The following is a 20,363-nucleotide window of genomic DNA, read 5'->3' as shown; positions in this document are numbered from 1 at the left end:
AGGGACATGGATGGGTATGGCGACAGTGACCGGAGGCGCGGTGCGCAAGGTGGGCAACACGGCCCGTGACCTGGAGCCCGAGCACCGCAGGGACGGGGTGGGCTTCCTGCTGATCGCGCTCGCGCTCATCGTGGCCGTGCGCGAGTGGTGGAACCTCCAGGGGATGGTGGGCGACGCGATCCACGCGGTCGCGGCCGGCACCTTCGGCCGGGTGGCGCTGGCGCTGCCGGTCGTGCTGCTGCTCTTCGGCATCCGGCTGCTGCGTGCTCCCCAGGAGCAGGCGGCCACCAACCGGCTTGTCATCGGCACCTCCGCGCTGACCCTGGCCGCGTGCGGCCTGACCCACGTGACCCTCGGCTCGCCCGACTACGGCGAGGGGGCCGAGGTGATCCGCGGCGCCGGCGGGATCGTCGGCTTCATCGTGGCCAGCCCCATCAGCACGGCACTGTCGGTGTTCGTCACCGTGCCCCTCCTGCTCCTGCTGGCCATCTTCGGCCTGCTCGTGGTCACCGCGACGCCGGTCCACCGGATCCCGGAGCGGCTGCGCGAGCTGGAGCAGAACCTCTTCGACTCCGCCCGCTTCGACCGGGACACCGAGGACGACGACGGCCTGGTGCCCGACGCCACCCGCAAGCCCGCCCGCACCCGCCGGCAGCGGCAGCAGGGCGGGGACCGCGAGGGCGACCAGGCCTTCGACCAGGCCGCCGAGGTCGAGACCAAGAAGGGCCGCTCGCTGCGCGCCAAGGCCCAGGACCGATCCCGCGCACGGGAGGAGGACGGCGAGCCGGGCGCCCCCGACACCGCCAAGGGGAAGGCGGGTGCGCCCGGACGGGGCGAGGACGACACCCAGCCGATCCCGCGCCCCGGCGCCAAGCCCGCCGGGATCCCCGGGGTGAAGAACCCGCCGGCCGGTGCCAAGGAGGAGCTGGAGCCGCCGCCCACCACGCCGCTGCCGCAGCGGGTGGAGCAGCTGGTGCTGGCCGGGGACGTCACCTACACGCTGCCGGACAACGAACTGCTCAAGCCGGGCAGCCCGCACAAGGCCCGCTCGGCCGCCAACGACAAGGTGGTCGACGCCCTCACCGGCGTGCTCGACGACTTCGGGGTCGACGCCCAGGTCACCGGGTTCATGCGCGGGCCGACGGTCACCCGCTACGAGGTGGAGCTCGGGCCGGGTGTGAAGGTGGAGCGGATCACCGCGCTGTCCAAGAACATCGCGTATGCCGTGGCCTCCGCCGAGGTGCGCATCCTGTCCCCGATCCCGGGCAAGTCGGCGGTCGGCGTCGAGATCCCCAACACCGACCGCGAGAACGTCAGCCTGGGCGACGTGCTGCGCAGCCAGGCGGCGCACAACAACACCCACCCGATGGTGATGGGCGTCGGCAAGGACGTCGAGGGCGGCTACGTCATCGCCAACCTGGCCAAGATGCCGCACCTGCTGGTGGCCGGCGCCACCGGATCCGGCAAGTCCAGCTTCGTGAACTCGATGATCACCTCGATCCTGGTGCGGGCCACGCCCGACGAGGTCCGGATGATCCTGGTCGACCCCAAGCGGGTGGAGCTCACGGCATACGAGGGCATCCCGCACCTGATCACCCCGATCATCACCAACCCGAAGAAGGCCGCCGAGGCGCTGGCCTGGGTGGTCAAGGAGATGGACCACCGCTACGACGACCTGTCGGCGTTCGGGTTCAAGCACGTCGACGACTTCAACAAGGCGGTGCGGGCGGGCAAGCTCACCCCGCCGGCCGGGTCCGAGCGGGTGCTGCAGCCCTACCCCTACCTGCTCGTGGTGGTCGACGAGCTCGCCGACCTGATGATGGTCGCCCCGCGCGACGTCGAGGAGTCCATCGTCCGGATCACCCAGCTGGCCCGGGCCGCCGGCATCCACCTGGTGCTGGCCACCCAGCGCCCCTCGGTGGACGTGGTCACCGGTCTGATCAAGGCCAACGTGCCGTCGCGGATGGCGTTCGCGACCTCGTCGCTGGCCGACAGCCGCGTGGTCCTGGACCAGCCCGGCGCCGAGAAGCTGATCGGGCAGGGTGACGCGCTGTTCCTGCCGATGGGCGCCTCCAAGACGATGCGCGTCCAGGGCGCCTGGGTCACTGAGTCCGAGATCGATGACGTCGTCAAGCACGTCACGACCCAGCTCAAGCCCGTCTACCGCGAGGACGTCACCGCCCCCGCGTCCACCAAGGTCATCGACGACGACATCGGCGACGACCTCGACCTGCTGCTGCAGGCGGTCGAGCAGGTCATCACCACCCAGTTCGGCTCCACCTCGATGCTGCAGCGCAAACTGCGCGTCGGGTTCGCCAAGGCCGGGCGCCTGATGGACCTGATGGAGTCGCGCAACATCGTCGGTCCGTCCGAGGGCAGCAAGGCCCGCGACGTGCTGGTCAAGCCGGAGGACCTGGAGACCACGTTGGCGGTGCTGCAGGGCGCCGAGCCCCCGGCCCCGGCCCCGGACGAGGACGACGACCCGGTGGTCACCGTGGACGCCGACACCGACGGGCCGGTCTACTCCACGGACGACGAGGAGGGCGAGGAGTCCGAGGACGCCTGGGAACTCACCGGACGCGGCTGACGTCGGGCTGATGTTCACCTACGCGGGCGCCGCGGGACGCAACCGGGCCGAGCGTGCCTGGGACGCCCTGCGGGAGAACCCGTCGGCCGTGCTGCTGACGGTGCAGGTGGCGGCGCTGCTGATCTATCCGTTCACCAGCACCGGCGGGGCCAGCCGCACGATGGTGTCGGTGCTGGGGCTGCTGGTCCTGGTGCTGGCGGTCGCGGCGGTCCGCCGCACGCCGGCCACGACGTGGATCGCCTGGGCCCTCGGGGTCCCGGTCTTCGTGCTGACCATCGCCGAGGCCGTGCTGCCGGACAACGCGACGATCGAGCTGGTCTCGGCGCTCGCCCACGCCGCGTTCTACTTCTTCACGGGCGTCTCGCTGTTGCGCTACATGTTCTCCGACATCTGGGTCAGCCGGGACGAGCTGTTCGCGACAGCGGCCTGCTTCACGGTGCTGGCCTGGGCCTGGGCCTACACCCACGACGTCGTGCAACTGGTGTGGCCGGGCTCCTACGTCGCCGCTGGTCACGGCGGGGCGCTGACCTGGAACGAGCTGCTCTTCCTGTCCTTCACCACGCTCACCAACACCGGGCTGTCCGACATCTCGGTCGGTGACGGGGCCAACCAGGCCCGCGCGGTGCTCATGCTGCAGATGATGATGGGGCTGTTCTACGTCGGCCTCGTGGTGGCCCGCCTGCTCGGGCTGACGATGATCAAGTTCCGCCGCTGACCGCCCCGCCTCCGGCAGCAAGCGCGGCGCGACGCCGGGCCAGGTGCGCGCGCTCCACCTCGTTGCGGCACAGCTCGAGCGCCATGCCGTATGCCGTGTCGGCCTCGCGCGTCCGGCCGCACCGGGCCAGCAGCTCGGCCCGGACGGCGGGGAGCCGGTGGGGGTCGCCCCGCGACGGGTCGGGGGCCACGTCCTCACCCAGCAGCGCCAGCCCCGCCTCCGGCCCCTCGGCCTCCGCGACCGCCACGGCCCGGTTCAGCCGGACGACGGGGGAGCCGGTGAGTGCCTCGAGCTGCCCGTAGTAGCCGGCGATCCGGTCCCACCGCGTGTCGGACGCAGCCGGGGCGAGGGCGTGCTCGGCCGCGATGAGGGCCTCCAGCAGCCGGGTCCTGGCCGCCTCCGCGCCCGGACCGGCCGGCGGCCGCGTGAGGTGGGGCTCCAGCAGCGCGAGGGCCTCGGCGATCTCCTCCCGGTGCCACCGCGCCCGGTCCTGGTCCGGCAGCAACACCAGCCCGCCGGTCCCGGGGTCGGTCCGGCTGTCCCGCCGCGAGTGCTGCAACAGCATCAGCGCGAGCACGATGTCCACGTGCGGCGTCGGGGGAGTCAGCTCTCGCACCACCCGCAGCAGCCGCACGGCCTCGCCGGCCAGCTCGGCGCGGAACAGCTCGCGCCCCGGCCCCGGGACGTAACCGGCGGTGAACGCCAGGTAGGCGACGTCGGCGACGCGGTCCACCCGGGAGGCCAGCTCGGCGCGCGAGGGGAGGGCAAACGGCATACCGGCGGCGACGATGCGCCGCTTGGCCCGGGTGATGCGGGCGGCGACCGCCGACTCCTGCGCCAGGAAGAGCCGGGCGATGTCGGCCACCGGCAGCCCGACCACCAGCCGCAGGGTGAGAGCGGTGGAGGACTCCGGGGACAGGGCGGGGTGGGCGCACAGCAGCACCAGGCGCAGCCGTTCGTCCGGGACGTCCTCACCCGTGTCGGCCCGCGGCTGCGCCCGCTCCCGGGCTAGGTCGGCGTCCACGATGAGCAGCGGTTCCTTGCGGACGGCCACGGTCTCGGCGCGCAGCCGGTCGGTGATCCGGCGGCGGGCGGCCGTGAGGAGCCAGGCCGCGGGGTTGCCCGGCACGCCGTCACGCGGCCAGTGGGCGGCAGCGGCGGCGAACGCCTCGCCGAGCCCATCCTCGGCCAGGTCCAGCCTGCGGTAGCGGGTCACCAGGAGAGCCAGGAGACGGGACCAGTGCTCCCGCCACGCAGCGTCCAGCGCCTGCTGCGGGTCCACCCCCGACCCGTCCCGGGTCCCGTCTGCGTCCACCGGTCAGGGGCGCTCGAACTCGACGACGGGCCGGATCTCGAGGCGGTAGTAGTCGGGTAGCTCGTGGCAGAACCCGATCATCTGGTCCAGGTCGGTGGCCTCCACCAGGTAGTAGCCGCCGAGCTGCTCGACCGACTCGGCGAAGGGGCCGTCGGTCACCTCGCGCCGGTCCGCAGCGCCCCGCGGGGCCAGGGTCGTGGCGGCGTCGGCGAACGCCAGCGCCTCCCCGCCCAGCATCGCCCCGCCCTCGCGGACGGCGGCGTCGAACCGGTCGTGGCACTCCAGCCAGGCACGCTGCTGCTCGATGTCCGCTTCGTCCCAGACCCGCTCGTCGCCATACATCAGCAGCAGGTACCTCATGCCCCGTCCTCCCGTCCCTGCTCACCTGCCGCGTCGACCGCCGCGGGGTCGCTGTCGGGGACGACCCGGCGCACCTCGACCGCGTCCTTGCCGGCGAGCAGTCCGCAGACCTGCAGGAGGTCCTCGAGATCGTCGCTGCGCACCAGGTAGTAGCCGCTGAGCTGCTCGACCGTCTCCGCGTAGGGCCCCTGGGTGACCTGGATGTCGTCCAGGGTGCCGCGCACGACGCGCGCCTCGCGGGAGTGCTCCAACTCCGCGCCACCGAGGACGGTGTGACCCCGCTCGGCGAGGAGCCGGGCGAAGTCGACGTGGCGCTGGTAGGTCTCCTGCCGGACCTCTATCGGCGCGTCGGCCCAGCGGTCCTCGTCGTCGGGCAGCAGGACCAGGTAGTCGTCGGACATCGGTGCTCCTTCGTAGTCAGGGGAGCGGGCGCTCCCACCAGCATGACGGGTCACAGGGTCCGGAATCGACAGTCGTCGGGCATCAGCCTGCGGCCTTGCCCCGGGCAATCACCGCGGCCCGGATGGTGGGCAGGTCCAGGGCGCAAGCGGCCAGCGCGTCGGTGACGGTGCGGTCCCCGCCCCGGGCCAGGCCGAGGAGTAGGTGCCGGCCGTCGATGGCGCGGTGTCCCAGGTTGATCGCCTCCCGCAGGGCGAACTCCAGCGCCTTCGTGGTGCCGCGGGCGTACGGCGGGTGAGCGCCGCGCCGTGTCGGGGCCAGGTCTGGCCCGAGCCTGCGGGTCACCTCCGCGAGGTCGATCCCGATCGTGGCCAGGGCCTCGGCGTCGTCCGCGTCGAGCCCGTCCGGCAGGTCCGCGGTGTGTCCCTCCAGGGCCCTGCGGAGGTCGCGTGGCTCGGTGCCCAGCGTGGCCAGCAGGGTCGTGACGTCGGCGTCCTCGGCCAGGAGTGCCTGCAACAGGTGGGTCGGCCGGACCTCCGAGGCGCGCCCCTGCGACGCCTGGTGCTGGGCGGCCTTCACCGCGGCCTTCGCGGAGGGGCTGAATCGTTCGAACATGGCGGCTCCTCAGGGTGCCTGCCCGGGCGGGCGGGGCGTGGCTCAGCGGTTGCGGTGCTTGCGGTGGACGGCCTGTTTGCTGACCCCGAGGACCTCGGCGATCTCCTGCCAGGACCAGCCTTGCTGCCTGGCCCGGCGCACCTGGGCAGTCTCGAGCTGCTCGAGGAGCCGGCGCAGGGCCCGCACGGCGCGCAGCCCGGCACGGGGGTCGTCGTCGGACGCGGCCGCGACCAGGGTGGCACTCTCCATGGAGTCAACATAGGTTGACGATAGCCGCCCCGTCAACTGTTGTTGACGCCGGCGCCCACTCGTGCCCGGTCTGTCCACCCACGCGAGCCCCGCCGGCCGCTCAGCCGGCAGCGACGTCCTCCGCGCCGCGCAGGGTGCGCAGCACGTTGCCGCCGGCCAGCTTCACCAGGTCGGCGTCGGACCAACCCCGGTCCGCCAGTGCGGCGAACAGCCGCGGGTAGCCCGTGACGTCCTCCAGCCCCTCGGGCAGCACATCCGTGCCGTCGTAGTCGCCCCCGATCCCGATGTGGTCCACCCCCGCGACCTCCCGCAGGTGCTCGATGTGTCGCACCACGTCCTGGATCGTGGCCACCGGGCGTGGATGCTGCTCCTGGTAGGTGGCCATGAACGGGGTGAACGCCTCGATGTCCGTCGGGGCGATGCCCGCCTCCCGGGCGGCGGCGCCGGCCTCGACGCGCCAGTCCCAGCAGGCCTGGGACACGAACGCCGGGACGAAGACCGCCATGCAGGTCCCGCCGTTGCCGGCCAGCCGCTCGAGCACGTCGTCGGGCACGTTCCTGGGGGAGGAGCAGACAGCCCGGGCGCCGGAGTGGGAGAACACGACCGGAGCGGTGGTGGTGTCCAGCGCGTCCCGCATCGTGTCGGCAGAGACGTGGGACAGGTCGACCAGCATCCCGAGGCGGTTCATCTCCCGCACCACGTCCCGGCCGAAGTCGGTCAGCCCACCGTGCTCCGGCTCGTCCGTGGCACTGTCCGCCCAGGGCGTGTTGTCGTTGTGGGTGAGCGTCAGGTAGCGCACGCCGAGGGTGTAGAGCATCCGCAGCGTGCCCAGGGAGCTGTTGATCGAGTGGCCGCCCTCGGCCCCCATCAGGGACGCCACACGACCCTGCGCGAAGACGCGCTCCACCTCGTCCGCGGTGCGGGCCAGGCCCAGCCGATCGGCATACCGGTCGACCATCGCGTGCACACAGTCGATCTGCTCCAGCGTCGCGCTGACCGCGTCGTCCCCGCTGAGGCCGGAGGGGACGAACACCGACCAGAACTGGGCCCCCACGCCTCCCGCAGCCAGCCGCGGCAGGTCGGTGTGGGTCCGGTCGGAGGTGTCGCCGGCGATGTCGAGTGCGTCGAAGTCGTAGCGGGTGAGCTTGCGGGCGGCCCAGGGGAGGTCGTTGTGGCCGTCGACCAGGGGGTGCTCGCGCAGCAGCGCGGTGACGTGGGCCAGGGAGGAGGACTCGGCTGTCGGCATGGGGTCATTGAACATCGTGGGCCTCTGGGGGCCATAAGGTGGCGGTATGAGTTCGGCGACCGAGACCTCCCGGCCGCAGCGCACCGTGGCCCTGGTGACGCTGGGGTGCTCACGCAACGAGGTGGACTCCGAGGAACTGGCCGGACGGTTGGCCTCGCAGGGGTGGCAACTGGTCGACGACGCGGGGGAGGCGGACGTCGCGGTGGTCAACACCTGCGGCTTCGTCGAGCAGGCCAAGAAGGACTCGATCGACGCGCTGCTGGAGGCCGGGGAGCTCAAGGAGAGCGGTCGCACCCAGGCCGTCGTGGCCGTCGGCTGTCTGGCCGAGCGGTACGGCAACCAGCTGGCCGACCAACTGCCCGAGGCCGACGCCGTGCTCGGCTTCGACTCCTACCGGGACATGTCGGCCAACCTGCAGGCCGTGCTGGATGGTCGTGCCCCGGCTGCGCACACCCCGCGGGACCGGCGCACCCTGCTGCCGATCGCGCCGGTGGCCCGCCAGGAACGGATCGAGGGCATCGCGCTCCCCGGGCACCAACAGCCGGCCGGGCCGGCCTCGGGCCCGCCCGTGGTCCGGGCGCGCCTGGACGGACGGCCCTGGGCCCCGCTCAAGATCGCCTCCGGCTGCGACCGACGCTGCGCCTTCTGCGCGATCCCGATGTTCCGCGGCTCGTTCGTCTCCCGCCGGCCGCACGAGATCCTCGACGAGGCCCGCTGGCTGGCCGAGCGCGGCGTCAAGGAGGTGTTCCTGGTCAGCGAGAACACCACCTCCTACGGCAAGGACCTCGGTGACCTGCGCCTGCTGGAGAAGATGCTCCCCGAGCTGACCGCGGTCGACGGGATCGAACGGGTGCGGGTCTCCTACCTGCAACCCGCCGAGATCCGCCCCGACCTGCTCGACGTGATGGCCGATACCCCCGGCGTGGTGCCCTACTTCGACATCTCCTTCCAGCACGCGTCCGGGCCACTGCTGCGCCGGATGCGCCGGTTCGGGGACCGTGAGTCGTTCCTGGACCTGCTCGAGCAGGTCCGGACCCGGCTGCCGCAGGCGGGGATCCGCTCCAACGTCATCGTGGGCTTCCCGGGGGAGACCGAGGCGGACCTCGCCGAGCTCACCGGGTTCCTGTCCGCCGCGCGGTTGGACGTCGTGGGCGTCTTCGGATACTCCGACGAGGACGGCACCGAGGCCGAGGGCTACGACGGCAAGCTGGCGCCGGAGGCGGTGGCCGCACGAGTCGCCGAGGTGGGGGACCTGGTCGAGCAACTCACCTCCCAGCGCGCCGAGGAGCGGATCGGGGAGATGGTCTCCGTGCTGGTCGAGGAGGTCGACGCCGACGGGGACGGCGAGGTCGTCGGCCGGGCGGAGCAGCAGGGCCCGGACGTCGACGGGGTCACCCTCCTGACCGGTATGCCGTCCGTCGCGGTCGGCGACATCGTGCCTGCCGTGGTGGTGGGCACCGAGGGTGTGGACCTGGTGGCCTCGTGACCCCCGACCCCGTCGAGGGCGGTGGTGGGGACCACCTGGCGGATCCCAGCGAACGGGTGAGCCCCTGGAACGTGCCGAACGCCCTCACCGTGCTGCGGGTGCTGATGGTCCCGCTGTTCGGCTGGCTGCTACTGACCCAGGGCGGGGAGTCCACCACGATGCGGATCTGGGCGGCCGTGGTGTTCAGCATCGCCACGGCCACCGACTGGCTCGATGGCGACCTGGCGCGACGCCGCGGCCTGGTCACCGACTTCGGCAAGGTCGCCGACCCGATCGCCGACAAGGCGCTGATGGGGATGGCCCTGGTCGGCCTGTCCGTCCTGGCGGACCTGCCCTGGTGGGTCACCGTGGTGATCCTGGTACGGGAGCTGGGGATCACCCTGCTGCGGTTCTGGGTGATCCGGATCGGCGTGATCCCGGCCAGCCGGGGCGGCAAGCTGAAGACGGCGCTCCAGGGGCTCGGGCTGCTGTTGCTCATCCTGCCGCTCACCGGGATCCTGCACACGGCCGGTCTGTGGGTGATGTATGCCGCGGTGCTGGTCACCGTCGTGACCGGGCTGGACTACGTGCTCCAGGCGCTGCGGCTGCGCCGGGGCGCTGCAGCGCCGTGACCGCGGCCGCCGTGATCAGCGAACTGCTCCGGCAGGAGTGCACCGTCGGCACGGCCGAGTCCCTGACCGGCGGTCTGGTCAGCGCCGCCCTCACCGGGGTCCCCGGCGCCAGCGCCGTGGTGCGCGGCGGCATCGTGAGCTACGCGACCGAGGTGAAGCAGGCGGTCCTGGCCGTGCCCTCCGAGGTACTCGACACACTCGGCGCCGTCTCGTCCGAGACCGCGCTGGCGATGGCGGACGGTGCGCGGAGGGTGCTCGGTGCGGACTGGGGCATCGCCACGACCGGGGTGGCCGGGCCGGACCCCGTGGAGGGCAAACCCGTCGGCACGGTGCACGTCGCCGTGACCGGCCTGACGGGTGCCGGGGAAGAAGTCCGGCTGTCCCGGGCGTTGACCCTGCACGGGACGAGGAGTCAGATCCGTGAGGACAGCGTCGACGCAGCGATTGACCTGCTGCTGACGGCACTGGCGGGGGATGACCTCCGCGATTCGGGACCCGGCAGGGTACGGTTGACCTAACACGACCGGTGGAGTCCAGTGGGAGTTCACCGAAAGAGTCCAGGAGAAGGAGGGATTCGGCGATGGTTTTGCTTCGACGTGAGTTGGGCGATGTGCTGCGCGAGCAGCGTCAGCACCAGGGCCGGACCCTGCGCGAGGTGTCGGCCTCGGCCTCGGTCTCCCTGGGCTACCTGAGCGAGGTCGAGCGCGGGGAGAAGGAAGCCTCCTCGGAGCTGCTCGCCTCCATCTGCAAGGCGCTGGACCTCCCGCTGTCCCAGATGCTGAGCGATGTCGCCGACCGGATCAGCCTCTCCGAGGCCGCCGACCAGCAGGTCGCCACCATGCTCACCGAGGGTCTGGCCAAGCCGATCCGGCACGACGAGATCCGCCGCCGGGTCATCACGGCCGCCTGACCGCGCGCTGGCAGGACGGGCAGTAGCTCAGCACCCGTTCGCGGGGCTGTGGCCCGACCGTTCCCTGCTCGATCATGGTGCCGCAGCGCCGGCACGGTTGCCCCACCCGGCCGAAGACCCACGTCTGGGTGCTCCCGGCCCGTCCCTGACCTGCGCCCGGGAGCCCCGTCGTGCTGGTGTAGCCGATCCGGGCGCTGTGCACCATGCGGCGCCGGGCGGTGTCCACCACCGCTGTCAGGCCCTCCTCGCCGACCGCGCCCACCTCGGCCCACGGGTCGATCCCGTGCTCGAAGAGCGGCTCGCTGGCAAAGATCGTCCCGATCCCGGCGAGGTTGCGCTGGTCCAGCAGCGCCTCCGCCACGGGACGCCCGGGACTGCTGAGCACGTTGTACAGGGCCTGGGCAGCGTCGAAGGCAGGGTCCAGCAGGTCCGGCCCGAGGTGGCCGACGAGGGTGCCCTCGTGCCCGGTCTCGACCAGGTCCAGCATCCCCAGTTGGTCGCCGACGGCCAGGTGTCGGTCGGTCCAGAGCAGCGCCCGGACCGTATGTCGCCACCCCTTGGTGCGGCCGCCCCGCTCGACGCGGACGACCCGCCAGCTCCCGTCCATCCGGAGGTGACTGTGCAGGGTCACCCCGCCCTCCAGCCGGTGCAGCAGGTGTTTGCCCCGCGGCACCACCTCCAGGGTGCGGCGACCGGTCAGGTCCTTGGTGGCCAGCGCCGGCACCCGCAGGTCGGCGCCCTGCAGCACGGCGCCGGCCAGCGCGTCGTGCAACCGGCGGGCAGTCCGCCAGACCGCATCACCCTCGGGCATCACACGAGCCTATCCGGCGACGACACGCAGCCCTGGCGGGTGCACAGGTCACAACCCGAGCGCGTGCGCCTCCCGGGCGACGAGATCGGCATACAGCGCGTCGGCGGGCTCGAAGGTGCCCACTAGGTGTCCGTTCAGCTCCAGCGTGAGCAGGCCCACGACCTGGGCGAACGACCTGAGGCCCAGCAGGATGGCGAGGTCGTCCAGCTCCAGCTCCAGGCCGTCCCTCACTGATGTCATCGCAGGGGTGAGGTCGGCGGCCGGCGGCCGGTCGTCCCGCGGCGAGAGATCCGAGCCGGCGAGCGGGGCCAGGAAGGCCGCGACCACCCGCGCCGCGGCCGGCACGGTGTCCTGCGGTGCGCGGTAGCCGGGAATCGCGGAGCCGTAGATCAGGGCAAACCGGTGCGGTGCCTCCCGCGCCCACTCCCGGAGCGCGTCGCACACCGCGACCCAGCGGGACCGGGCGGTCCGGCGTCGCAGGGGAGCCGACTCCAGGTGCTCGGCCAGGTCCTCGTAGGCCTCAAGGATGAGCGCGGTGATCAGGGCGTCGCGCCCCTCGAAGTAGCGGTAGATGCCGCTGGAGACAATGTGCAGCTCGCGGGCGATGGCGCGCAGCGACAGCTCGGTCGCCGCAGACTCGGCGAGCTGTGCGAGGGCCAGCTCCTTGATCCGGGCCGTCGTCTGTGCGCGGGCCACCTGGCGTGGTGTCGGTCCGTCGGGCATGCCCCCAGCCTGCCACAAAGGAGAGCAGCGATCACTCAAGCGACAAATGCTCTTGCCATGTGTCGCCGGATGCGTGACGATAGATCACAACAGAGAGCGGCGCTCTCGTTTCTCCTGGAGGACTCCTCATGAACGTATCCACACCACCCACGACAGGTTCCACGCACCGGGCGCCGACCGACGCCCTCGCGGTGGCGGGGCTCGCCTTCATCGCCTACCCGGTTCTGCGGCCGTACGTGCCGGAGTCCGGGATGGCGGGCGCGCAGGCCTTCGCCGGCACCGGGTGGCTGCTGGGCCATGCTGCCGCGATGGTGGGCTTCGTCCTACTCGCCTTGGTGCTCCGGGCCTGGTCGGTCCGCTCGCCGTGGCCCTGGCCCGCTGCCGGGGCCCGGCGTGCTGAGCTGATCGCCTGGCTCGCCGCGGCTCTGCTGCTGCCGTACTACGGCGCGGAGACCTTCGGCCTGCGGGCGGTGGGGGCCCACGCCGTCGAGCACGGCGACACCAGCATCCTGGCGATCGCCGACGCGTTCCGCCTAGCGCCCCTGGAAGCGACCACGTTCGGCCTCGGGCTGCTGTTGCTCGCCGCCGTCGGCGTGCTGCTCGTGCGGGGGCTGTGGTCGGCTGGCGGTGCGGCCAGGGTGGGCGCAGTGCTGACCGGTCTGGGTCTGGTGACCTTCCTGCCGCAGTTCTTCGGCACCCCCGGTATGCGGATCGGCCACGGGATCGTGCTCGGCGCCGGACTCCTGGTGGTCGCCTGGGCGACGGCCCTCAGGTCGTCGCCCGCACGACCTGCGTCGCCAGGGTCAGCAGTTGGGCGTCCCTACCCCGGTGACCGACCACTTGCAGTCCGACCGGCAGTCCGTGCGCGCCCCGCAGCAGGGGAAGGCTGATGGCGGGGCCACCCATCGCCGTCCAGGCCCTGCTGAACCAGGGGTTTCCGGTCGTCTCCCGGGACGGGGCCTCACCGTCGGCCGCGGGGGTGAGGACACCCGCCGCCCCGTCCAGCGCCGCGGCGAAGGACTCCCGGGCCCGGCTGATCGTCTCGCGCGCCTGCGCCGCGTCGGCCTCGGTCCGGGCGCTCGCGCGGTCCAGGTAGTCGACCAGTTGGGGGGAGCACTCGTCACGGTGCTCGTGGTACTCCGTCGCCAGGGCGGCGAGCGCCTCGAACTCCATGAGGACCTCCTGGGCGCGGGTGAGCTCAGCGTGCTCGTCCGTGCTCCACTCGAGCTGCTGGATCTCCCATACGGCTGTGTCCGCCAGGCGGTCGACGGCGGCGTCGAAGGCGTCTCGCGCCGCTGGCTCGACCTCGGTCCACCGGCTGGTGCGGAACACCGCCACCCGTCGGGTGTCCGGCCCCGCGGTGTCGACCCGCCGGGGGTCCGGCGTCGCCGAGGTCGTCGCTGCCCCGGTGAGTGCGGCGTAGACCAGGGCAGCGTCGGGCACGGTGCGGGCGAGGATTCCCACCGTGTCGAAGCTCGGGCTCAGGTCCTTCACGCCCGCGGTGTCGATCGAGCCGTGGCTCGGCTTGAACCCGACGACCCCGCAGAACGAGGCCGGGCGGATCACCGAGCCCGCGGTCTGGGTGCCGAGTGCGACGGGGACCGCCCCGGCTGCGACCGCGGCGGCCGAGCCGCTCGACGATCCGCCGGGCGTGCGCTCGGCGTCCCACGGGTTGCGCGTCGGTGTGGGAGCGAAGAGGGCGAATTCGGTGGTCGTCGTCTTCCCGAACGGGATCGCGCCGGCTGCCCGCAGCCGGGTCACGACCGCAGCGTCGACCGCCGGGCGGTGCCCGGCGTAGATCGGGGAGCCGTAGGTCGTCGACTGGTCCGCGGTGTCGATGATGTCCTTGATCGCGACGGGCAGGCCGCACAGTGGCTGCCCGGATCGCGCCTCGTAGGCGGCGGCGTCGCGCCGCACGAGTTCAGGGTCCAGGGCGACGAAGGCGCCGGCCCGCTCCTCGACCGCCGCGGCGGCCTGCAGGGTCTGCTCAGCGACCTCCGGGGCATTGGTCCGGGAGGCGGCCACCTCCTCCACGATCGCCAGGGCGACGGACTCCTCTGGGGTGCCGGGCCAGGTCATGGTCATCCCGACACGATGAGCATGGTGACTCCCATGGCGATGCCGGATGCGATGAGCGTCACGGTCGTGTAGCCGAGGATGTCGCGCATCTTCAGGCCGGCGATGGCCAGCACGGGCAGCGCCCAGAACGGCTGGATCATGTTGGTCCACTGGTCGCCGTAGGACAGCGCCATGATGGCGATGGCCGGGTCGACGCCGATCTTCTCGGCCGCGTCGAGCAGCAGCGGGCCCTGCACCGCCATCTGGCCGCCGCCGGAGGGGACGAAGAAGTTCACGAGCCCGGCCGAGAGGAAGGCGAGGAAGCCGAAGGTGGCGGGGGAGGCGATCGAGACGAAGGCGTCGGACAGGACGGCGATCAGCCCGGTGCCGCCCATGATCCCCATGATTCCGGCATACAGGGGGAACTGGAGGAGGATCTCGCCGACGTTGGAGGCGGCGTTGCGCACCAGCGCGATGAGCTCGAACGGATTGCGCACCAGCAGCAGGATCAGGGCCAGGAAGGTCCAGTTCACCACGTCCAGCGTCAGCCCGCCGCCGTCGCCGAAGTGGAGCACCAGATAGAAGGTCAGCATCAGCCCGACCAGGAGCGTGGGGAGCCGGCTGGCATCCACCCGGTCCGCGGGGGTGACGACCTCGTCGTCGATCTCGACGTCGCCCTCGCGCAGGTCCTGGGAGAGCTCGATGATCTTGTCCTCACCCCGCGGAGCCACGAGGAAGAGCGCGATGGCCACGGCGGCCACCGTGGCCACGATGGCAATCATGTTCCAGGTGGCGAAGGTGGTCTCCGAGACCGGCACGGGTGACCCGAGATACTCCGACACGAAGGAGTCGGGGGTCGCTGCGGTGAGGGGGGCGGATCCGGAATAGCCCATGTGCCAGACGACATAGCCGGAGTAGCCGGCGGCGACGAGCATCGGGAAGTGCAGCTTGATGCCGCGTTCCTTGCCCTGCGCGGCGACCTCCTTGGCGAGCATCGCCCCGACGATGAGCCCCAGGCCCCAGGTGATGAGCGAGGCCGCGGCCGCGGCCAGCAGGACGTACAGGTAGGCCTGCATGGAGGACTTCGGCAGGGATGCGACGAAGCGCAGGATCTTGCGCACCGGTCGGGTGTGCGCCAGGACATGGCCCAGCATCAGGATGAGCGCCATCTGGGTCATGAAGGCCAGCAGCCCGGACAGGCCGTCGCCCCAGGTGCGCACCACCTCGGTCGGGCCGGAGTCGGTCAGCAGCAGTGCCAGGAGGGCCACCACGAAGGTGAGCACGATCGCGAACACGAGTGCCGAGGGGATGAAGTTCTCGACGACGCGGTTCACCGGTCGCATGGCCCGCGACAGGCGGGTCCCCTGGGCAGTGGTGGGTGAGGTCATCCGTCAGCTTTCGTTCAGCCCTGCGTGCAGGGCGGGGGCAGAGAGCGGGCAAATTGGCCTAGCCAATAGTGCCCTATCGTCGGCAGCGGGCTGACCGCTGTCAAGACCGCGGCCCGAGCGGTCACCGCCGTAGCCGGAGCCCCTGTGGGGCGGTGTGGAACCCGGCGTCCTGGAGCGCCTGCGCCAGCGAGTGCTCCGCAGAGAGTGCAGGCACCCCGTCGATCTTGGCCACCGTCAGGGCCGCGAGCCGGCCGCGTCGGACTTGGTCGGCCAGGCTCTTGGCCACAGCTGATGCCAGGCCGGGGTCGTCGGTGAAGGTGAGGGCGGTGCGTCCGCCCCGCTCCAGGTAGAGGGCGAGCCGGCCGTCGACCAGCACCACGATGGCTCCCGCCTTGCGCCCCGGCCGGTGCGTGGTGTCGGCGTCCTCCTCGGGGTCGGGCCAGGGGACCGAGGCGCCGTAGGGGTTGGCGGGATCGGTCGCCGCGAGCACCAGGACCTCCTGGTCCGGCGGGTCCTCGGCGCGTTGACCGGTCGCCCGCAACCGGTCGATCGCCCCGGTCGAGCCGAACTGGGCGGCGCCCAGGTGTTCCACGAAGTAGCCGCGGCGCACCCGACCCGCCTCCTCGGCGGTGGCCAGCACGCGATAGACCCCCGAGTACCCGCCGGGGATGCCCTCGTTGACCACGCTCCCGCGGGTCAGCACCCCATAGCGGTCGAGCAACTGCTCGGCCGTGGCCAGGGCCCGGGCGGTGGGGTCCGACGCGGAGGCAGGCAGCGCCGACCAACGGCCGGCACCGGTGGGCGGTCCGGACCTGGTGGGAGCAGCGGGACGGGCCCCGCGGCCCAGGGCGACCGAGGAGCGGGACCACCGGGTGGAGCGCGCCCCCTGGCGGCGGGACCGGTGGGCGGCCCGGCCGCCGCTGAGTAGGGAGCGGAGGGGAGCCAGGGTGTCGCCGGTGACGCGACCGGCCCAGACCAACTCCCAGAGGGCCTGCAGCACCGAGTCGTCGGACACCGGCTCTCCGGCATCGGCGGCCAGGGCTCCGGAGAGGGTGTCGGCCAGCCCCCGGAAGAAGTAGGCTCCGCCGGGCTCCAGCAGGCTCAGCATCCGCTCGCACGTCTCGCCGTCGACCGGATCCGGGGGCGCCAGGGTGAGGTCGGCGGTGTCGGCGAGGTGCAGCGAGATCCAGCCGTCGTCGCCCGGGATGGGCCCGTGCCCCTGCCACAGCACCTCGCCGGCGGTCATCAGCTCGTCCAGCATGAGGGGGGAGTAGTCGACCACCCGGGAGGGCAGCACGAGGGACTCGAGCGCACTCGCGGGCAGGCGTGCCCCGGCGAGCTGCTCGACGGCACGGTGGACGCCGTCCACCCCGCGTAGGGTGCCGACCGACTGCCAGGTGGGCAGGAACCGTGCGTAGGCCTGCTGGGTGACCGGCTCGACCTCCTGACGCAGCGCCGCCAGGGACCTGCGGCGCAGCATCCGCAGCACCTCGGCGTCACACAGGTCGGGAGAGTGGGTTCCGGAGGCATCGCGCCCCCCGTCGTCGCCGGCGTGGTCCGGACGCAGTCTCCCCTCGACCAGTCGTCCGGACGACACGAGTCGTCGGACCGCGTCGGCGGCCACGGCCGTCCCCAGCCCCAGGCGTGTGGCGAGGTCGGCGAGGCGGAACGGCGTGTGGGTGCGGGCATAACGGACGACGAGGTCCTGCAGCGGGTCCTCGACCGGCTCGAGGAAGGTCGCAGCCACGCCGGGTGGCAGCGCCACGCCCAGCGCATCCCTGAGCCGGGCGGCGTCCTGGGCATCGGCCCACCGGGCGTGTCCGGCGATCCGGACCTCGATGACCTGTCGTTGCTCCTGCAGCGCGGCCATCCACTCCGGCACCGCACCGCGCTGCTCGGGCTGGGTGCGCTCTCGGATCTCCGCGGTGTCCAGCGGGCCGAGGGTGCGCACGAGGTCGAGCACGTCCTGGGCGTCGCGGGCGGCGCGGTCGGGGACCAGCCGCTGCAGCTCCGCGGCGGTGCGTTCGACGACCTCGGGGTCCAACAGGTCGGCGAGGCTGGCGCCCTCGCCGCGGCCGAGCAGCTCGGACAGCAGGGTCGGGTCGAGGGACAGCGCCGCCGCCCGGCGTTCGGCCAGGGGGGAGTCCCCCTCGTAGAGGTACTGGGCGACGTAGCCGAGCAGGAGCGACCTGGCGAACGGCGACGCCGAGGCCGTCTCGACCGAGACCATCCGCACCGAACGGTCGGCCAGACCGCGCATCAGGTCGGTGAGGGCCGCGACGTCGTAGACATCCTGCACGCACTCGCGGACCGCCTCGAGCACGATCGGGAACGAGGGGTACCGGGAGGCCACCTCAAGCAGTTGCGCCGAGCGCTGCCGCTGCTGCCACAGCGGTTGGCGGCGATCGGGCCGGCGCCGGGGCAGCAGCAGTGCCCGGGCCGCGCACTCCCGGAACCGCGCGGCGAACAGCGCCGAACTGCCGATCTCGGTGGTGACCAGGTCGTGGACCTCCTCGGGGTCGAGGGTCAGCAGGTCGGCCAGGTCCCGGTCGAGGGAGCCCGCATCATCCAGCTCCGGCAGGCGCAGCACGATCCCGTCGTCCGCGGCCATGGCCTGCACGTCCGTGCCGTAGCGCTCCCGCATCCGGGCCGCGATGCACAGTGCCCACGGTGCGTGCACCGGGGTGCCGTGCGGGGAGTGGACGACCACCCGCCAGTCCCCGATCTCGTCGCGGAACCGCTCGATTACCAGGGTCCGGTCGTCCGGGACCTGCCCGGTCGCCTCGCGCTGCTCCGCGACGTAGTCGACCAGGTTGTCGGCGGCCCACCCGTCCAGGCCGGACTCCCGCAGCTCGCCACGCACCCGCTCTGCCGGGCCCGCGGCGACGTGCCGGACGAACTCCCCCACGGCGGTGCCCAGCTCCGCAGGCCGGCCCAGGGTGTCGCCCTTCCAGAACGGCAACCGTCCGATCTGCCCGGGCGCCGGCGTCACGAGGACCCGGTCGTGGGTGATGTCCTCGATGCGCCAGGAGGTGGTGCCGAGGGTGAACACGTCGCCTACCCGCGACTCGTAGACCATCTCCTCGTCCAGCTCACCGACCCGGCGACCGGGGCCGTCCCCCGTGGCCAGCATCACGGCATACAGGCCGCGGTCCGGGATGGTGCCCCCGCTGGTGACGGCCAGCAGCTGCGCGCCCCGGCGGGCGGACAGGGTGCCGGACACGCGGTCCCAGACCACGCGCGGGCGCAGGTCGGCGAAGTCCTCGCCGGGGTAGCGGCCCGCCAGCATGTCGAGGGTGGCCTCGAGCAGCGATCGGGGGAGGGAGGCGAACGGCGCCGAGCGCCGGACCAGCGCGAAGAGGTCGTCCACGGCCCAGTCGTCCACCGCGACCATGGCCACGACCTGCTGGGCGAGCACGTCGAGCGGGTTGGCCGGCACCGTGAGCCGCTCGATCAGGCCGGCCCGCATCCGGTCGACCACCACGGCGGTCTGGACGAGGTCGCCGCGGTGCTTGGGGAAGAGCACCCCGCGGGAGACCGCGCCCACCTGGTGGCCCGCGCGGCCGACCCGTTGCAGGCCACTGGCCACGCTCGGTGGGGACTCGACCTGCACGACCAGGTCGATGGCGCCCATGTCGATGCCCAGCTCCAGGGAGCTGGTCGCCACGACCGCCGGCAGCCGGCCACCCTTGAGGGCGTCCTCGATCTCGGCCCGGTGCTCCTTGCTGACCGATCCGTGGTGGGCGCGCGCCAGCACCGGCGGGGCCCCGCGGGCGGCGCCGGCCTGGCCCATCACCTGGGCGGGAGGCCCGGCCGGGTCCTCGGCCCCACGGGCACCCCCGGCGGCCTCATCGGCGGCCTCGTCGGCGATCTCGTTGAGCCGGGAGGTGAGCCGCTCGGCCAGACGCCGGGAGTTGGCGAACACCAGGGTAGAGGTGTGGCCCGCGACGAGGTCGGCGATCCGGTGCTCCACATGCGGCCACACCGAGGCACGCTCTTGGGGGTCCTGCGCCGGCGCCCACGCGGCGAAGTCGTCGCCGTCCAGGTCCGGCAGCACCGGCCCAGCGCCCTCCTCGATTGGCTCCTCGGGCGGGGGCTCCTCGCGGGGTGGCTCCTCGACGGGCGGCTCCTCCCCGACCTGGGACGTGACCGCGCCGGGGTCGGTCAGATCCGGCACGGGGACCACGACCTGCAGGTCCCATTCCTTCGCCGAGGGCGGCTGCACCGTCGTCACCGGACGCCCCCCGGCCAGGAAGCGTCCGACCTCCTCCACCGGTCGCACCGTGGCCGACAGCCCGATCCGCTGGGCCGGCGCGGCCAGGAGCGCGTCGAGCCGGTCCAGGGTCACCGCCAGGTGGGCCCCACGCTTGGTGCCGGCCACGGCATGGACCTCGTCGACGATCACCGTCTCGACCGCCGACAGTGCCTCCCGGGCGCGCGAGGTGAGCAGCAGGAACAGCGACTCCGGCGTGGTGATCAGGACGTCGGCGCCCTCCCGGGCGAAGGAGCGACGCTCGGCCGCGGGTGTGTCACCGGAACGGATGGCGACACGGACGTCCGGCACGTGCTGGCCCAGGCGGCCCGCGGCGTGCCGGATCCCGACCAGCGGGGAGCGCAGGTTGCGTTCGACGTCGACCGCGAGGGCCTTGAGCGGGGAGACGTAGACGACCCGGCAACGGGGCAGCTCCGGCTGCCGGGGGGTGGTGCAGATCCGGTCCAGCGCCCACAGGAACGCCGACAGGGTCTTGCCCGAGCCGGTCGGGGCGACGACGAGGGTGTGCTGCCCGTCGGCGATCGCCTCCCAGGCGCCGGCCTGGGCGGTCGTCGGCCCCTCGAACGAGGCATCGAACCAGGCCCGGGTGGCCGGCGAGAATCGGTCAAGCGTCACCG

Annotated in this window: 17 protein-coding genes; 6 read left to right on the top strand and 11 right to left on the bottom strand. The window is 72.6% G+C overall.

The genetic code is table 11. The features are described from left to right. The first annotated feature begins 10 nt into the window (after positions 1-10). Entirely contained in the window at positions 11-2,587 is a 2,577-nt protein-coding gene (locus tag AC1QRC_RS14665) for a DNA translocase FtsK (RefSeq protein WP_484204013.1), read from the top strand. Between the two features lie 10 nt (positions 2,588-2,597). Next, positions 2,598-3,302 (top strand): two pore domain potassium channel family protein, encoded by a 705-nt coding sequence (locus AC1QRC_RS14660; protein ID WP_484204012.1) that lies wholly within the window; start codon positions 2,598-2,600, stop codon positions 3,300-3,302. On the opposite strand, the gene AC1QRC_RS14655 is transcribed toward AC1QRC_RS14660, so the two are convergent. The 6 genes from AC1QRC_RS14655 to AC1QRC_RS14630 form a co-directional block, all read right to left on the bottom strand. Continuing rightward, positions 3,286-4,617 (bottom strand): RNA polymerase sigma factor, encoded by a 1,332-nt coding sequence (locus AC1QRC_RS14655; RefSeq protein ID WP_484204011.1) that lies wholly within the window; start codon positions 4,615-4,617, stop codon positions 3,286-3,288. The genes AC1QRC_RS14660 and AC1QRC_RS14655 overlap by 17 nt on opposite strands. Positions 4,618-4,620: 3 nt before the next feature. Next, on the bottom strand, positions 4,621-4,977 hold the full coding sequence (locus AC1QRC_RS14650) for a YciI family protein (RefSeq protein WP_484204010.1): 357 nt from the start codon (positions 4,975-4,977) through the stop codon (positions 4,621-4,623). Beyond that, positions 4,974-5,378, bottom strand: a complete 405-nt coding sequence (locus AC1QRC_RS14645; RefSeq protein WP_484204009.1) for a YciI family protein — start codon at positions 5,376-5,378, stop codon at positions 4,974-4,976. Before AC1QRC_RS14645 ends, AC1QRC_RS14650 begins: the two co-directional genes overlap by 4 nt. An 82-nt stretch (positions 5,379-5,460) precedes the next feature. Next, entirely contained in the window at positions 5,461-5,991 is a 531-nt protein-coding gene (locus tag AC1QRC_RS14640; RefSeq protein WP_484204008.1) for a Clp protease N-terminal domain-containing protein, read from the bottom strand. Between the two features lie 42 nt (positions 5,992-6,033). Then, positions 6,034-6,240, bottom strand: a complete 207-nt coding sequence (locus AC1QRC_RS14635; RefSeq protein WP_484204007.1) for a helix-turn-helix domain-containing protein — start codon at positions 6,238-6,240, stop codon at positions 6,034-6,036. A 100-nt stretch (positions 6,241-6,340) separates the two neighbouring features. Beyond that, positions 6,341-7,486, bottom strand: a complete 1,146-nt coding sequence (locus AC1QRC_RS14630; RefSeq protein WP_484204006.1) for a dipeptidase — start codon at positions 7,484-7,486, stop codon at positions 6,341-6,343. A 46-nt stretch (positions 7,487-7,532) separates the two neighbouring features. Between AC1QRC_RS14630 and rimO the strand changes: the two genes are divergently transcribed. The 4 genes from rimO to AC1QRC_RS14610 all read left to right on the top strand — a co-directional run bounded on the left by rimO (position 7,533) and on the right by AC1QRC_RS14610 (position 10,493). Continuing rightward, positions 7,533-8,972, top strand: coding sequence for a 30S ribosomal protein S12 methylthiotransferase RimO (rimO, locus tag AC1QRC_RS14625; RefSeq protein ID WP_484204005.1), 1,440 nt, complete (start codon positions 7,533-7,535; stop codon positions 8,970-8,972). Further along, positions 8,969-9,583, top strand: coding sequence for a CDP-diacylglycerol--glycerol-3-phosphate 3-phosphatidyltransferase (gene pgsA / locus AC1QRC_RS14620; RefSeq protein ID WP_484204004.1), 615 nt, complete (start codon positions 8,969-8,971; stop codon positions 9,581-9,583). Before rimO ends, pgsA begins: the two co-directional genes overlap by 4 nt. Next, a complete protein-coding gene (locus tag AC1QRC_RS14615; protein ID WP_484204003.1) occupies positions 9,580-10,101 on the top strand; it encodes a CinA family protein in 522 nt (173 codons plus the stop codon). The genes pgsA and AC1QRC_RS14615 overlap by 4 nt, the downstream gene beginning before the upstream one ends. A 62-nt stretch (positions 10,102-10,163) precedes the next feature. Next, entirely contained in the window at positions 10,164-10,493 is a 330-nt protein-coding gene (locus AC1QRC_RS14610) for a helix-turn-helix domain-containing protein (RefSeq protein WP_484204002.1), read from the top strand. On the opposite strand, the gene AC1QRC_RS14605 is transcribed toward AC1QRC_RS14610, so the two are convergent. The 5 genes from AC1QRC_RS14605 to AC1QRC_RS14585 form a co-directional block, all read right to left on the bottom strand. Continuing rightward, positions 10,480-11,304 (bottom strand): Fpg/Nei family DNA glycosylase, encoded by an 825-nt coding sequence (locus tag AC1QRC_RS14605; RefSeq protein WP_484204001.1) that lies wholly within the window; start codon positions 11,302-11,304, stop codon positions 10,480-10,482. The two genes, AC1QRC_RS14610 and AC1QRC_RS14605, sit on opposite strands and share 14 nt — an antisense overlap. 48 nt (positions 11,305-11,352) lie before the next feature. Next, entirely contained in the window at positions 11,353-12,027 is a 675-nt protein-coding gene (locus AC1QRC_RS14600; protein ID WP_484204000.1) for a TetR/AcrR family transcriptional regulator, read from the bottom strand. Positions 12,028-12,795: 768 nt separating this feature from the next. Continuing rightward, positions 12,796-14,112 carry an amidase gene (locus AC1QRC_RS14595; RefSeq protein WP_484203999.1) on the bottom strand — a complete coding sequence of 439 codons (1,317 nt, stop codon included), beginning with the start codon at positions 14,110-14,112 and terminating at the stop codon, positions 12,796-12,798. After that, the gene (locus tag AC1QRC_RS14590) at positions 14,109-15,473 is read right to left on the bottom strand and encodes a short-chain fatty acid transporter (RefSeq protein WP_484203998.1); all 1,365 of its coding nucleotides are present in this window, start codon (positions 15,471-15,473) and stop codon (positions 14,109-14,111) included. Before AC1QRC_RS14590 ends, AC1QRC_RS14595 begins: the two co-directional genes overlap by 4 nt. A gap of 121 nt (positions 15,474-15,594) precedes the next feature. Continuing rightward, a complete protein-coding gene (locus AC1QRC_RS14585) occupies positions 15,595-20,361 on the bottom strand; it encodes an Lhr family helicase (protein ID WP_484203997.1) in 4,767 nt (1,588 codons plus the stop codon). Positions 20,362-20,363 lie beyond the last annotated feature (2 nt).

Source organism: Ornithinicoccus sp. (genome assembly GCF_057176825.1).
Note: the sequence above shows the minus strand (reverse complement) of the source record. Positions and strands in the feature narration are given on the sequence as shown.

Coding starts and splice junctions, on each gene's coding strand:
- AC1QRC_RS14665 (WP_484204013.1), top strand. CDS start 11: ATGGGTATGGCGACAGTGACCGGAGGCGCGGTGCGCAAGGTGGGCAAC.
- AC1QRC_RS14660 (WP_484204012.1), top strand. CDS start 2,598: ATGTTCACCTACGCGGGCGCCGCGGGACGCAACCGGGCCGAGCGTGCC.
- AC1QRC_RS14650 (WP_484204010.1), bottom strand. CDS start 4,977: ATGAGGTACCTGCTGCTGATGTATGGCGACGAGCGGGTCTGGGACGAA.
- AC1QRC_RS14645 (WP_484204009.1), bottom strand. CDS start 5,378: ATGTCCGACGACTACCTGGTCCTGCTGCCCGACGACGAGGACCGCTGG.
- AC1QRC_RS14640 (WP_484204008.1), bottom strand. CDS start 5,991: ATGTTCGAACGATTCAGCCCCTCCGCGAAGGCCGCGGTGAAGGCCGCC.
- AC1QRC_RS14635 (WP_484204007.1), bottom strand. CDS start 6,240: ATGGAGAGTGCCACCCTGGTCGCGGCCGCGTCCGACGACGACCCCCGT.
- AC1QRC_RS14630 (WP_484204006.1), bottom strand. CDS start 7,486: ATGCCGACAGCCGAGTCCTCCTCCCTGGCCCACGTCACCGCGCTGCTG.
- rimO (WP_484204005.1), top strand. CDS start 7,533: ATGAGTTCGGCGACCGAGACCTCCCGGCCGCAGCGCACCGTGGCCCTG.
- AC1QRC_RS14610 (WP_484204002.1), top strand. CDS start 10,164: ATGGTTTTGCTTCGACGTGAGTTGGGCGATGTGCTGCGCGAGCAGCGT.
- AC1QRC_RS14605 (WP_484204001.1), bottom strand. CDS start 11,304: ATGCCCGAGGGTGATGCGGTCTGGCGGACTGCCCGCCGGTTGCACGAC.
- AC1QRC_RS14600 (WP_484204000.1), bottom strand. CDS start 12,027: ATGCCCGACGGACCGACACCACGCCAGGTGGCCCGCGCACAGACGACG.
- AC1QRC_RS14595 (WP_484203999.1), bottom strand. CDS start 14,112: ATGACCATGACCTGGCCCGGCACCCCAGAGGAGTCCGTCGCCCTGGCG.
- AC1QRC_RS14590 (WP_484203998.1), bottom strand. CDS start 15,473: ATGACCTCACCCACCACTGCCCAGGGGACCCGCCTGTCGCGGGCCATG.